The 15,432-nt window shown below is 36.4% G+C and carries 10 protein-coding genes and 1 riboswitch; of the genes, 8 read left to right on the plus strand and 2 right to left on the minus strand.

The genetic code is table 11. The features are described from left to right. Positions 1-21: 21 nt before the first annotated feature. Complete coding sequence (gene gdhA, locus WKT09_RS03425; protein WP_340414701.1) at positions 22-1,404, minus strand: NADP-specific glutamate dehydrogenase; 1,383 nt, start codon at positions 1,402-1,404, stop codon at positions 22-24. Positions 1,405-1,564: 160 nt separating this feature from the next. Between gdhA and WKT09_RS03430 the strand changes: the two genes are divergently transcribed. From WKT09_RS03430 to WKT09_RS03460, 7 genes are all read left to right on the plus strand, one after another. Next, positions 1,565-2,470 carry a LysR family transcriptional regulator gene (locus WKT09_RS03430; RefSeq protein WP_340414702.1) on the plus strand — a complete coding sequence of 302 codons (906 nt, stop codon included), beginning with the start codon at positions 1,565-1,567 and terminating at the stop codon, positions 2,468-2,470. Positions 2,471-2,596: 126 nt separating this feature from the next. Next, a riboswitch (cobalamin riboswitch) is annotated at positions 2,597-2,808 on the plus strand. A gap of 189 nt (positions 2,809-2,997) precedes the next feature. After that, positions 2,998-5,223: a ribonucleoside-diphosphate reductase subunit alpha gene (locus WKT09_RS03435; protein WP_340414703.1), complete on the plus strand. Its 2,226-nt coding sequence runs from the start codon at positions 2,998-3,000 to the stop codon at positions 5,221-5,223. Further along, entirely contained in the window at positions 5,220-5,654 is a 435-nt protein-coding gene (locus WKT09_RS03440) for a flavodoxin (RefSeq protein ID WP_340414704.1), read from the plus strand. Before WKT09_RS03435 ends, WKT09_RS03440 begins: the two co-directional genes overlap by 4 nt. Next, complete coding sequence (locus WKT09_RS03445; protein WP_340414705.1) at positions 5,635-6,678, plus strand: ribonucleotide-diphosphate reductase subunit beta; 1,044 nt, start codon at positions 5,635-5,637, stop codon at positions 6,676-6,678. Before WKT09_RS03440 ends, WKT09_RS03445 begins: the two co-directional genes overlap by 20 nt. A 266-nt stretch (positions 6,679-6,944) precedes the next feature. Beyond that, positions 6,945-8,120: an MFS transporter gene (locus tag WKT09_RS03450; RefSeq protein ID WP_340414706.1), complete on the plus strand. Its 1,176-nt coding sequence runs from the start codon at positions 6,945-6,947 to the stop codon at positions 8,118-8,120. Positions 8,121-8,154: 34 nt separating this feature from the next. Further along, positions 8,155-11,322, plus strand: coding sequence for a DEAD/DEAH box helicase (locus WKT09_RS03455; RefSeq protein ID WP_340414707.1), 3,168 nt, complete (start codon positions 8,155-8,157; stop codon positions 11,320-11,322). A gap of 755 nt (positions 11,323-12,077) precedes the next feature. Beyond that, positions 12,078-12,227: a hypothetical protein gene (locus WKT09_RS03460; RefSeq protein WP_336266577.1), complete on the plus strand. Its 150-nt coding sequence runs from the start codon at positions 12,078-12,080 to the stop codon at positions 12,225-12,227. Positions 12,228-12,335: 108 nt separating this feature from the next. Here the strand turns inward: WKT09_RS03460 and WKT09_RS03465 are convergent, their stop codons facing one another. Then, positions 12,336-13,949, minus strand: coding sequence for a long-chain fatty acid--CoA ligase (locus tag WKT09_RS03465; protein ID WP_340414708.1), 1,614 nt, complete (start codon positions 13,947-13,949; stop codon positions 12,336-12,338). 146 nt (positions 13,950-14,095) lie between these two features. Between WKT09_RS03465 and WKT09_RS03470 the strand changes: the two genes are divergently transcribed. Next, positions 14,096-15,430 carry an MATE family efflux transporter gene (locus WKT09_RS03470; RefSeq protein ID WP_340414709.1) on the plus strand — a complete coding sequence of 445 codons (1,335 nt, stop codon included), beginning with the start codon at positions 14,096-14,098 and terminating at the stop codon, positions 15,428-15,430. Positions 15,431-15,432: the final 2 nt, after the last annotated feature.

The raw sequence follows: 15,432 nt of genomic DNA on the forward strand, positions 1-15,432 counted from the left end.
ATTTTATTTCGCCGTTTTGTCTTAAATAACCCCTTGTTCGATCATTGTGTCTGCTACTTTTGTAAATCCTGCAATATTTGCTCCGACAACTAAATTTCCCGGGTGGTCATATTTATTGGAAGCACGTTTACAGTTTGAATAGATAGTTTTCATAATTTTTTGTAGTTGTTCATCTACTTGTTCAACTGTCCAGCTAAGTCTTTGGCTATTTTGTGCCATTTCTAATGAAGAGCAAGCGACACCACCTGCATTTACTGCTTGTGCAGGGCCAAACATAATATCATTTTCTAAAAAGACATCGATTGCTTCGATGGAACAAGGCATGTTTGCTCCTTCCGCAACAACTTGTACGCCATTTTTCACTAACATTTTTGCAGATGCTTCATCGATTTCATTTTGTGTCGCACAAGGAAGTGCAATATCACATGGAATGGACCAAATTTTAGATCCATCATCAAAATATTCCGCTTCAGGATGTGTTTTGACATACTCGGAAATTCGTGCCCCTTCGGAAAACTTTATTCGCTTAATCGTCTGTAAACTTAGCCCATTACGGTCGTATACATATCCACTTGAATCACTACATGCGACAACTTTTGCTCCTAATTTAATTGCTTTTTCCATTGCATAAATAGCAACATTTCCAGATCCAGATGTGATCACTGTTTTATTTTTAAAATCTTCACGTCTGTCTTTCAACATTTCTTGTACGAAATAAATGGTTCCGTATCCCGTTGCCTCTGTACGACCTAAACTACCACCATAGTTTAGTCCTTTTCCAGTTAATACTCCTGCATGGTACGCTCCTTGGATACGTTTGTATTGACCAAACATATAACCAACTTCACGTTTTCCAACTCCAATATCTCCTGCAGGTACATCTATGTCCGGACCGATATGGCGATATAATTCGGTCATGAAACTTTGACAGAAACGCATAATTTCGTTATCAGACTTCCCTTTTGGATCGAAGTCTGCACCACCTTTCCCGCCACCAATTGGTTGGCCAGTTAAAGAGTTCTTAAAAATTTGTGTTAAGGCTAAAAACTTCATAACACTTAAATTTACACTTGGATGGAAACGAAGGCCACCTTTATACGGGCCAAGGGCACTGTTAAATTGTACGCGGTACCCACGATTTACGTGTGTCTTTCCGTTATCGTCTATCCACGGAACCCGAAATGTAATGATTCTTTCGGGTTCAATCAATTGTTCTAATATATTTTTTTCTCTATATGTGCGATTCTTCACAAAGACTGGCACAAGAGAATTTAGTAACATTTTTGTAGCTTGTAAAAACTCCACTTCATGTGCGTCACGTGCTTTTATTTTTTCATAAAGTTCGTCCATATAGTCGATTACTTCTTGTTCTTCCTTTGAAACGACGCGCTCTAGTTGAGTCATGATGCTCGCCTCCCATTTCTTTCTATTAATTCCGTCTATTCCATCTATTCTATATAATTCCTCTATTACTAATTTATCATACATGTATCAATCTAAACAATATTATTAATAGATATTATTAATGCTTTTATGAGATAATAGAAAATACGAGGTGACAAAAATGGAGTTAAGACAAATAAAATATTTTATTGAAGTTGCAAAACGTGAGCATGTAACGGAAGCGGCAGATGCTTTGCATGTAGCGCAATCAGCAGTAAGCAGACAAATTTTTAATTTAGAAGAAGAACTCGGGGTAGATTTATTTATTCGTGAAGGAAGAACGGTTCGACTAACGAGGATTGGGAAAGTTTTTTTAGAACATATGGAAAAAGCGATCAATGTGATTGATGACGCAAGACAAGAAGTGATTGAATATACCGATCCTAAAAAAGGAACCATTCATATAGGTTTTGCAGCCAGTTTAGCATCTTATATATTACCGACGGCTATTTTTTATTTCCGAAAACAGTATCCAGATGTAAAATTCGTGCTAAATCAAGGGACACATAGTGAACTACTTGATTGGGTGAAAAAGGGCGAAATTAATATTGCGTTATTAGGGCCATTACCACAAGACCAAGAGAAAATAAAAAGTACAGTTCTTTTTACAGAAGATATTGTCGCTTTGTTACCGAGCAATCATTCTCTTGCAAACAGGTCTTCGTTAAAATTAATCGAATTGCGCGATGAATCGTTTGTCATGTTTCCTAAAGGGTTTATTTTACACGATGTCATTATGGAAGGTTGTTTACAACGTGGTTTCCAACCGAAAATTTCATTTGAAGGAAAAGATTTAGATGCGATTAAAGGACTTGTATCTGCGGGATTAGGTGTGACATTAATTCCGGAAGTAACATTGGTGGATTGTTTGCCACGTGCTACCGTAAAGGTTCCTATTACCGAACCTAGTTTGAAACGATCAGTCGGTGCGATTATTCCTGCTGAACGTGAATTATTACCAACCGAAAAATTGTTTTATCAATTTATAAAAGATTTCTTTATGCGCTTAGAAGTGTATCAAAACTAAATTAGTGTTACAAATCTATAAACATGCTATGCTAATAATCGCTAAATTTGTAAAAATATATTGCATCATAAAAATGAATATGTTAAGATTAAAACACAATATATAGATGAAATATAAAATTGAATACACAATATATAGTGATTAAGGTGACATACGAAAGTCTTAAAAAGGGAATCTAGTGGGAAGCTAGAACTGCCCCCGCAACTGTAATTATGTTGTTTATATGAAAGGACATGCTCACTATATGTAGTTGTTTATCGAGAGAAAGGCAACACATATAGGAAGGGGTTCTGGAGATACATATAAGTCAGGAGACCTGCCTAATCGCATTAGTTTCACTTCTCCGGGGTGAGGGATTTTCGAAACGGCATGGATATTGAAATAGTACATATTTTGTTGTCTTTTTAGCCGTTTATTCCTCATGCGAATAAACGGCTTTTTATTATACATGTACATACGTAGGAGAACAGGAAACGAAGCGATCACCATATGGAATACGGGGATCATTTTTCAGGAGGGATTTATAGATGAGCATGTTAGAGGTAGAAAACAAGGTAGAAGCATTAATGACGTTGGCACAAGAAGGATTAAATGTAGATGTCACACCATATAAAGAAAAGATGTTCAACGCAACAGAGAATGTGACAGGGTTAGATGTTCACATCGAAATGATTAAAATCGCATTAGAAAATATTGATGAAGCTAATCCGGATTGGACATACTTTGCCAGTCGTTTATATGCGGCACAATTGTATGAACAAGCTGCAGCTAACCGCGGATATGATCCAGCTGAAAAATATGGAGATTTTTATACATTAATTAATCAATTAACGAATAAAGGCATTTATACGAATAAATTATTAGAAAAATATACAAAAGAAGAGATCGACTTTTTAGGAAGTAAGATCGAACAAGAACGCGATAGTTTATTTCACTATTTAGCGATTTATACATTAGCGACAAGGTATTTGGCGACAGACCATGAGAAAAACGTGTTTGAATTGCCACAAGAACGTTGGATGATTATCGCCATGCATTTAATGCAGGATGAAGATCGCGAGAAACGAATGGATTATATTTTAGAAGCTTATTGGGCTTTAAGTAATTTATATATGACGGTTGCAACACCGACAATGAATAACGCAGGAAAAACACATGGACAACTTTCTAGCTGTTTCATCGATACAGTCGAGGATAGTTTACAATCGATTTACGATGTGAATACAGACGTAGCACAGTTATCAAAAAACGGCGGTGGAATTGGTGTTTATATGGGGAAAGTCCGAGGCCGTGGGAGTGCAATCAAAGGATTTAAAGGAATGTCGAGTGGTGTTGTGCCATGGATTCGTCAGTTAAATAATACAGCGGTAAGTGTAGACCAGTTAGGTACGAGAAAAGGTGCGATCGCGATTTATTTAGATGTATGGCATATCGATATTGAACCGTTTTTAGATTTAAAATTAAATAACGGGGATGCACGTATGCGAGCACATGATATTTTCCCTGGGGTATGTTTACCAGATTACTTTATGGAACAAGTAGAAGCACGTGGTGACTGGTATTTATTTGACCCACATGAAGTAAGACAAGTGATGGGGTATAGCTTAGAAGATTTTTATGATGAAGAAAAAGGTGCTGGAACGTGGCGGACGAAATATGAAGAATGTATCCGCGATGAACGTTTAACGAAAAAGAAAGTACCGGCAATTGATATTATGAAACGTATCATGATTTCTCAGTTAGAAACAGGTACACCGTTTATGTTTTACCGTGATGAAGTAAACCGTATGAATGCAAATAGTCATGCTGGCATCATCTACTGTTCTAACCTTTGTACAGAAATTACACAAAATCAATCACCAACAGAGTTTTTAGAAGAGTATATTGAAAATGAAGATGTTATTGTGAAAAAGTACAAAACTGGGGATTATGTTGTTTGTAACTTAAGTTCTGTCAACTTAGGTCGCGCAGTACCAGAAGGTGTTTTAGAGCGACTCATTCCGATTCAAGTAAGGATGTTGGATAATGTCATCGATATGAACACATTGCCGATTTTACAAGCACAGCTGACAAACCAGAAATATAGAGCGGTAGGTTTAGGAACGTTCGGTTGGCATCACTTGCTTGCACTGAAAGGTATCGAATGGGAGTCAGAAGAGGCATTAACTTACACGGATGAATTATATGAACAAATTGCTTATTTAACGATTCAAGCAAGTATGGAATTAAGTAAAGAAAAAGGAGCTTACCGTCTCTTTGAAGGAAGTAAGTGGCAATCAGGAAGCTATTTCACTTCACGTGGATATAAAGGTGAAAAGTGGGAAGCATTAAAACAAGAAGTACAAGAAAATGGTATTCGTAATGGGTATTTAATGGCAGTAGCACCGAACTCATCAACAGCGATGATTGCAGGATCCACTGCGAGTATTGACCCGATTTTCCAAGTGTTCTATTACGAGGAGAAAAAGGACTTCAAAATTCCAGTCACTGCACCAGCATTAGACCATAAAACGTATAACATTTATCGTCGTTCTGCATATATTGTAGATCAGCGTTGGTCTGTAAAGCAAAACGCAGTAAGACAAAAGCATATTGATCAAAGTATTTCATTTAATATGTATGTACCAAATACGATTCGTGCGTCTGTTTTATTAAATTTACACGTACAAGCTTGGAAAGAGGGGCTAAAAACATCGTATTATGTTCGATCTACTGCGAACGATATTGAAGAATGTGAGTGGTGTCATTCATGAGAACTTTAATTGCTTATTTATCTTATAGCGGAAATACAGAAGAGATTGCGGAACATATTGAACGGAAATTAGTATGTGAAGGAATAGAGGTCGATATGTTATCGATTGGCATTGATTATGTACCAGACTTAAGTGTGTACGATTATATATTTCTCGGCACATTTACGTGGGATATGGGTGGAACGCCAGATGAAGTGAAAGATTTTGTATTAGAAGTCGGCTATAAACCGAATAATGTAGCAGTATTTGGTTCAGGCGATACACAATTTGGTGGAGATGCTATGTTTTGTGGAGCTGTGGATAAATTAGTGAAGTTTTATGAGAGTAAGTGGGACGGTTTGAAAATCGAACAGTCCCCAAGAGGCTCCCAAGAAGTATTAATTGATAACTGGCTAGAAGGAGTGTTAGAAGATGTCAGAGTTACTGCTTGAACGTGCAAAAACGTTAGAACCGCGTAACCCGAACAAATCAACGGGGATTTTCGGTGGAAAATCGAGTGGTATTTTAAATTGGAACGACATTGCGTATCCACATTGGTATAAAATGTATAAACGATTAGTCGGAAATTATTGGCAAGCAGATGAGGTGAACATGTCGAGTGATATTAAGCAGTTCCCTACGTTAACAGAAGAAGAACGTGATGCTTATTTAAAAATTATTGGGTTATTATCGACATTAGACGCACCACAGACGAGAACGGCGTTACTGTTTTCATTATATGCGACAGATCCATCTGTCCAGTCAATTATGGCAGTCATCGCACAACAAGAGGCGGTACATAACGAATCATATTCATATGTACTATCTTCTGTCGTTTCACTTGCAGAACAAAATGAATCATTTGAACTCGGAAGAAAAGATCCTGTTTTATTAAAACGAAACGAAAAGATTATGCACCATTACAATAAATTTGCCGAAGAGCCAACGATTGAAAACATCCTAAAAACGATGGTATATACGATTTTATTAGAAGGAATGTTCTTCTATTCTGGATTTGCGTTCTTTTATAATTTAGCACGTCATAATAAAATGGTTGGAACGTCTACAATGGTAAGTTATATTAACCGTGATGAATTAGAACATGGTCGCTTCATTTCGGAAATGTTCCGTGCAACATTAGCGGAAAATCCATCTTATAACAATGAGGAATTTATTTCATGGGTATATGATAGCTTCCGTGATTCTGTTGAATTAGAAATTGAATGGTCGACTTATGTTTTAAAAGATGTGGACGGTATTAATTTAGATGAAATGGCTGGTTATGTGAAATATCGTGCCAATAAAATGTTACGAATGATGGGATTAAGTGAGTTATATCCAGAGTATACGGAAAACCCGATGAAATGGATTCGTGCCTATGTAGATAATTTTGATGGTACAAAAACGGACTTTTTTGAACAAACATCAAGACAATATACGAAAACAAGTGATTTAAACGGTTTTGACGATCTATAAAAACAAAAACAACATAATGATGAGGTTTGGGTATAGTTGGAATACGATACAGACACATGAATTGGGTGAATAATCATCATATACGCGACAAACTCGCTTTATTCATTCGCTAATTCTTGGTCTTATCGATCATTTCCTCTTCTATCCAAACCTCATTTTTATATTTTACATAAGAATGTGCAAACTAATGACAAACGAAGCAAATCATTAGCTTTAAATTGGTTTTTCCTTCATGTATACTATTAAGAAGGAAAGGAAGATAATGTATGCAAGATGATCATCAAGATAAGATTTTCACGAAAGATTTCGCATTTATTTGGCTTGCGAACTTTTTTATTTTTTTAGGGTTTCAAATGACGTTACCAACATTACCGATTTTCGTCAAAGAACTAGGTGGTTCAGATCAATTAGTCGGACTAATCGTTGGTATTTTTACTTTCTCAGCACTTTTGTTTCGACCGTATGCAGGACATGCATTAGAAACAAAAGGAAGAGGCCGAGTCTATTTATTTGGCCTACTTTTATTTATTATATCTGTTGGGACATTCGGTTTCATGACAAGTATGGTAATGTTATTCGTCATGCGTGTTATACAAGGAGTCGGATGGGGATTTTCAACGACAGCTTCAGGTACAATTGCAACAGACTTAATACCACCAACAAGACGTGGAGAAGGAATGGGTTACTATGGGCTTTCTGGTAATTTAGCTTTAGCTTTTGGCCCCGCTCTAGGTCTTTCACTGGTAGGTGTTATTTCATTTAAAGCACTCTTTTTAAGCAGTGCTACATTAGGTGTCATAGCATTTTTGTTATCGATGAACATAAAATATAAAAAAGTAGCACAGTCTCCTCATCGAACAAAAGTAGCCCGCTTTGACGTATTAGAAAAGTCAGCGATTAATCCTGCAATTATATTATTTTTTATTACATTGACATTCGGTGGAATTGCATCGTTTCTTCCGTTACATGCAGTAGAAAAAGATGTAGCTGGAATTGAAATGTATTTTATTTTTTATGCAGCATTTTTAATGTTATCTCGTATTTTTGCTGGGAAAATATATGATAATAGAGGAGATTTATATGTGATCCCACCAGGTATATTACTCGTATTTACTGCGATGTTATTACTTGCATGGTTACCGAACACCGTAACGTTAATAGTTGCAGGAAGTTTATACGGATTTGGTTTTGGCATGATTCAACCTGCATTACAAGCATGGGCGGTAGATAAAGCTGAGGTGAATCGAAAAGGAATGGCAAATGCAACGTTTTTCTCTTTCTTTGACTTAGGTGTTGGGATTGGTGCGATGGTGTTTGGACAGATTGCATTTTTATTCGGCTATAAATATATTTATATCGTATCCGCAGTTTCTGCGATTGTTGCATTAACGTACTATTTGTATTTAGTTTTATCAGGAAGACGTAATCCACGTAAAGCTTAAAGGAATCGAATTTAACGATAAAGGATAGATATGGATGGGGCAAAAATTAACACATACGAATATTCAACAATTATTTTCGCCAAAAATATATGAGCGAGGTTTACAATATTATCATTTAGGTCGTGTTCATGGGTTAAGTTTTAATAAAAACAGTGATGCTTGGTTTGCAGAAGTAGAAGGAACATCTTCTTATTATGTGGAAGTGGATATGAACCACATTGATCAAGGAACGATTAAGCCATATTGCGAATGCCCGAATTTTGCGGTATATCATACGTGTAAGCATATCGTCGCGGTTCTATTAGAAATAAGTGATCAAGAAAAAGAAGCGATAAAAGCGATGAACCGTGCTACTGCAGAACACTTTATTCAAAATGTTTCTCAATATGAATTACATGATACGTCATATGTCTTAAACAAAATACCAATGAAAATAGCGTACGAAATAAATGTGGAATATACAGGGAAAATATGGTTGCAAATAAAGACAGGGACAGACCATTTGTATGTTGTGCATCAAATTCGTGATTTGTTATATCATGCATTGCACGGAGAAGAGCATTTCTTTACGAAAAAATTTAGCTTTCGCCCGGAAGATCATTATTTTTTACAGCAAGATATGGCTATCTTTGAATTGTTACAATCGTCTATTCAAACAGGAGATGTATATACGGATCGTCGTTATGACCCGGGAAATGCTTATGACCGTCGTCATTTACTCCTTTCTCCTTCCAATTTACAATTATTGCTGGAGAAATTACAAAAACGTACGGTGTACCTAACAGGATCAAATGATAAAGAAGTATATACGTCTGTGCAAATAGAGACAGACAAGTTACCGTTGCAATTTTCGGTAAAGGATTATAAAGATAATTTAGCACTATATGTAGAGGGAAATGAAGAGACACCAATTTATGATTTAACGATGTACAATGCATTGTACCAAGGTGGAACATTTTACTTTTTAGGACCATTACAACGAAATTTATTGCATGAATTTGGTCGTGTGGAAAAAAGATCCTTTGTGATGCCAATTCCATCGTCGTTAAAGGACACATTTTTTTCAGAAACCTTACCGAAAATAAGGCAAATTACGCCAGTGGAAATGAATGAGTCCATTCAGGATGATATTGTGGAGGCTCCATTAATCGCGAAGTTATATTTAGAGATGGATGGCGAAAAAATAACAGGGAAACTCGAATATCATTATGGTGCTCATAAAATAGATCCTTTTCAACATACGAAGAAAAAGCAACAAAAAATTATTATTCGTGATATGGAAAAAGAAGAACAAATTATGCATTTTATTGAACAGTCGAACTTTAAATATAATGGGGAAACATTGTTCATTCAATTATATGAAGATGAAGAAGTGTATGAGTTTTTATATACGATTTTGCCACAGTTAGATGAATATGTTGAAGTATATTTAACAGCAGATATTCAGGCGATGATGGCTGAAGTTGAACCGATTCCAAATAGTGCCGTTCGGATTGATGAAACGACAAATTTATTGGAAATAAGTTTTGACATTTCTGGAGTGGAAGAGGCAGAGGTAACGGCGATGTTACAAGCTGTTATGGAGAAAAAACGTTTTTACCGTATGCGAAATGGAACCATTGTTTCGTTGGAAAATGAACAGTTTGCATCCATTCAAAACCTTGTTTCTACGTTAGACATTAAAGATTCGCAATTACATGATGGAAAGATGGAGATACCGGCATACCATAGTATGCAAGTAGATGAATTGCTCGATTTGAAGAAAAGTTATGATCCATCGTTTCGAAAATTATTACAACAATTGCGATCACCAGAACAGACGAGCTATGAAGTTCCAGATCGATTGAATGCGACGTTGCGAGCTTACCAAGAGGCTGGTTATCAATGGTTTAAATCGTTGAGTGAATATCGTTTAGGTGGTATTTTAGCAGATGATATGGGACTTGGAAAAACGATTCAGACGATTACCTATTTAATGTCTGAGCATTCCGAAAACCCGCATTTAGTTATTGTGCCGTCCTCTGTCGTATATAATTGGAAGCATGAGTGTACGAAATTTGCACCACATTTAGATGTAGCGGTTATTTCTGGAACGAGGCAAGAAAGGGCAACATTGATGGATTTACATGAACAGGCAAATGTTTGGGTGATGTCATATGGGACCGCACGTCAAGATATTGAATTATTAAAAGGGCGTTTTTTCCATACATTAATATTAGATGAAGCACAATTTATTAAAAACTATGAAACGAAGACAGCAAAAGCGATACGTGAAATAAACGCCCGTAATTGTTTTGCCTTAAGCGGAACTCCGATTGAAAATTCTATCGACGAATTATGGTCTATTTTCCAAGTTGTATTGCCGGGGCTTATGCCAAATTTAAAGACTTTCCGCGAACTACCGAATGAAAAAATTGCGTCTTTAACACGTCCGTTTATTTTACGAAGAGTGAAAGAAGATGTGTTAAAAGAATTACCAGATAAAATTGAAACGACCTCTATTTCCGAATTAACCGAGGAACAAAAACATTTATATGTTGGATATTTACAACAAGTACAACGAGATGCGCAAGACTCTATAGTTGGAGAAAGTTTCCAAAAGAATCGGATGAAAATTTTGGCTGGAATTACTCGACTACGTCAACTTTGTTGTCACCCTGCCCTGTTTTTAGAAAATTATGAAGGAACCTCGGGAAAGTTAGAGCGCCTGTTAGAAATGATCGAGCAAAGTATAGCAGACAATAAACGGATGCTCATTTTTTCGCAATTTACATCGATGCATGACATTATAAGAAAAGAGTTAGAGAAACGTCATATAAAATACTTTTATATCCATGGTGAAACACCTGCGAAAAAACGTGTAGAAATGAGTGAAGCATTCAATGAAGGGGAAAATAGTGTATTTCTTATTTCGTTGCGTGCAGGTGGAACAGGCTTGAATTTGACAGGGGCGGACACGGTCATATTGTATGATTTATGGTGGAATCCAGCAGTGGAAGATCAGGCGGCAGGGCGTGCACATCGTTTTGGCCAAAAAAATGTCGTTCAAGTCATTCGCTTAATTGCCGAAGGGACGATTGAAGAAAAGATTTATGAATTGCAACAGAAAAAACGTGAATTGATTGACCAAGTGATCCAACCAGGTGAGTCGATGCTTTCTACGTTATCAGAAGAAGATATAAAACAATTATTAAGTATATAAAACAACATGTTTCAGCCATAACTTGGAAAGATTGCTGCAAAACGATTAGTTATTGCTAGATAATCAAATTAGAAATGTACAGAGTAGTTTTCTGGAGATGCCTTACAAAATTTTTATCTACGCCGGAAGAATTCTCTGGCTCTACAATATTTGGTGTTGGTGGAGAAAATTCACTGGCACCTTTTTTATGCATAAAACAGAAAAAATGTACAGAGGATTGGCCCTTTGTCAAATGGTATTGGTGACCCTTTTAAAGTCATCTAATATTTAATGATGTGGAGCCAATAAGAATAGCGTGAATACGTCACTTCGGAAATGTACTCCGCTTTCCGTGTGCGGCTGCTAAGCCAAGTTCAGGCTTTGCCTTCACTTGTCTTATCTAGGCCTTTTTTCACGCAGGAGTCTACGTACATTTCCTACGTTTCATATGGCTGTTTATATACTAGTTACCTTTTCCATTGTAGCTTAAGCTGTATGTTGGATAAGCTCCTGAAATAGGCAATGTAATCCATGATATTTTCGTTCCATTTTTGTAGACCGTGTAATCTTCGTTTTTAACTCCACAACACTCGCAATATGCTGATGTATATGTCAATTTAGCTGTAATAAATTTCGTCATTTCCCTTTAAAGGATAACTAGAACTAGACATTTACCACTTTTTCCTGAAAATGTTCACAATTTAGACAAAAATACTTGCATAAATAGTCAGAATATTATAAAATATCAACACAAGAAAGGGAAGGGGGAGAAAATAATGAGAGCTGTAGCAAGTGGTTTTTCGAAATGGGTATTATCCTATGTTGCGGTTATTTTTGTCATTATGATTATGCCAGTATTTCTTATAACGAGTGATGTTTCAACATTGGATAACTTAGTTAATTATATTTTTGGAAACAAACAATAATCGTGAATAGGGAGAACGAAAAAGTTGGAAAAAGCAATATGTATCATAAAAGAACCGAATGCTCGTTAGCTTTTTGTGGGAAGCATATAACGAACATTCGGTTTTTATTTATTGTTCTATGGCTGCTAAAACTGTTTTACGTAATTCACGCTTTAAAAACTTTCCGACAGACGATTTCGGTATTTCCTCGACAAATAAAACGTCATCAGGAATCCAAAAATTCGCAAACTGTGGCTTTAAAAAGTCGAGTAACTCTTCTTTCGTTACTTTGCCATCATACCCATCATGTAAAACGACACACGCAATCGGGCGCTCTTGCCACTTCTCATCTGGTACAGCGACAACACATGCTTCAAATACAGCTTCATGTGCCATTAGTACGTTCTCAAGTTCAACAGAAGAAATCCACTCTCCACCACTCTTTATAAGGTCACTCGTCCGGTCAATAATTTTGACTGTACCTTCTTCGTCTACTGTTACAACATCTCCGGTATGAAACCAACCATCTACGAATGATTTCTCTGTTCGATCGTCATTATAATATTCGCTAGCAATCCATGGTCCTCGTAATAATAATTCACCCATGGATTCATTGTCCCAAGGGATGTCGCCATTCTCATCGACAACTTTCATTTCTAAACCAGGTGCTAGTATACCTTGTCGTGTTCTTTCTTGAATTTTTTCCTCCATGGATAAGTCTGTTTGATAACTCTTTAATCGAGAAAATGTAGCAAGTGGTGTTGTTTCTGTTGCACCATAAGCATGGAAGAATGGAATATGATGTTTTTGTTCGAATGCACGAATCATGCCGATTGGTGCAGCAGAACCACCACATAGTATGCCACGCAAACTGGATAAGTCATATTCATTTGTTTCGATTTCTTTTAATAAGCCGAGCCATATTGTTGGGACGCCTGCTGTAATCGTTACTTTATATTCTTCAATCAAGCGTGCAAGTAGCTCAGGTGTAAATCTTGGGCCAGGCATTACTTGTGTAGACCCAAACCAAGTACATGCAAATGGCATTCCCCAAGCATTTACGTGGAATTGTGGCACGACAGGCATTGCAACATCTGATTCGGATATTGCCGCTGAATCTGCTAGCCCAAGTGCATAGCTATGTAATGCGATAGAACGGTGTGTATAAATAACTCCTTTTGGCTTTCCAGTCGTTGCAGAAGTATAACACATTCCAGCTGGGTCACGCTCATCAATATCTTCTAAAAATTCGTATGTTTCATCCCCGTCACGAATTAAATCTTCATATGAATATACATTGGTTAAAGTTGTTTCGGGTAAAGTGTCTTTGTCTGTCATCACTACGAAAGTTTTTACGGTTGTGAAGTGTTCATGGAGTTGATTGATTAAAGGGAAAATATCTTCATCTACAAAAATAATTTTATCTTCTGCATGATTGATGATATAAATAATATGTTCGGGTGATAGTCGTATGTTGATTGTGTGGAGTACTGCTCCCATTCCTGGTGCGGCAAAATAAATTTCTAAATGACGGTGAGTATTCCAAGCGAGCGTACCGACACGGTCGCCTCTTTGAATGCCGAGTTTCTCTAAAGCACTCATTAAGCTTCGTGTTCGTTTTCCAATTTCTTTGTACGTCAATCGATGAATTTTATCATGTGTTTGAGAGATAACCTCCTTTTTCGGGAAAAACTTCTCTGCACGTTCCATCATAGCGCCAATTGTTAACGAATGATCCATCATGAATATCAGCCTCCTAATCTACTTTCCACTATTATATACTAAAACCAATTAATTGAAAATATAGAATTTTCAAAATTGTATTTATTACATCAAATAAGCTATTCCTATGGTAAAATAACAAATATGTTGATAGGAGTCGATATACATTGCAAAGCCAGTATGATTTTACGGAAGGAAATATTTTTAAACAATTAATTTTCTTTTCAGGTCCGATTATTTTAGCAAATCTATTACAAACATCGTATCAAGTGGTCGATAGTTTATGGATTGGTAATTTACTAGGTGCGGATGCTTTAGGAGCCGTAGCTGTTTCAGGTGTCATTGTTTTTACATTGCTATCATTTGTGATTGGATTAAACAATGCTGCCTTAACGATATTGTCCCAACAAAAGGGACGTGGAGATGAGGAAGGACTAAAGAATTATGTGAATGCATTCGTCGTTACGTTACTTTTCTTATCTGTCATCATGGCAATTGTCGGTGTTCTTTTCGCTGAGCATATGTTGCAACTATTACGTACTCCAGAAAACTTAATGCCGTATGCAACTCGTTATTTACAAATAAATTTTATTGGGGTACTTTTTTTATTCGGTTATAATTTTATTAGCACAATTTTACGTGCGGTAGGAGATAGTAAAAGTCCATTACGGTTTGTGTTTATTGCTGTCATATTAAATATTGTTTTTGATCCTTTATTTATTGAAGGATTCCATTTAGGTGTAGATGGGGCAGCATATGCAACGATACTATCTCAAGGGATTGCTTTTGTATATGGGTTATTTTATGTCATACGACGTAACTTAGTGCCTTTTCAAATGCCTAAATTACCAACTGCAAAAGAAGTATCGCTTATATTAAAATTAGGGATTCCGGCTGGCTTACAAATGTCTGTTATTTCGGCTGGTTCTGCTGCCATTATGAGTGTCGTGACAACGTTTGGTTCAGCTGTTGTCGGTGGCTTCGGTGCTGCGCAAAGATTAGATAGTTTGATTATGATACCGGCACAGGCGCTTGGGACGGCGGTAAATAGTATGGCAGGGCAAAATATGGGTGTGAAGAATTGGAAGCGAGTGGATAAAATTGCAACATATGGATTGTTATACAATTTTATTTGTATGAGTGTGATTGGACTTGTTATTATATTATTTGCACCTTTCTTTGTACAACTATTTATTCGTGATGTAGTAGCTGTACAATTTGCGGTAACGTATTTACGTATTATGGCATTCTGTTTCCCATTTCTAGGCATTAATTTTGTTTTAAATGGAGTCGTTCGTGCCTCTGGGGCAATGTATCAAGTATTAATATTAAATATTGTATCTTTTTGGATATTAAGGTATCCGTTAACGTATTTTTTCTCACAACAATATAAGGAAGTTGGTATTGCCATTGGTATGGGAACGAGTTTTGTGCTCAGTAGTGTATTAGCTTTTCTATATTATAAATTTGGAAAATGGCGTAAAAAAGAAATATTATCTTAAGA

This window comes from Pseudogracilibacillus sp. ICA-222130 (assembly GCF_037892545.1).
GTDB lineage: Bacteria > Bacillota > Bacilli > Bacillales > Amphibacillaceae > Pseudogracilibacillus.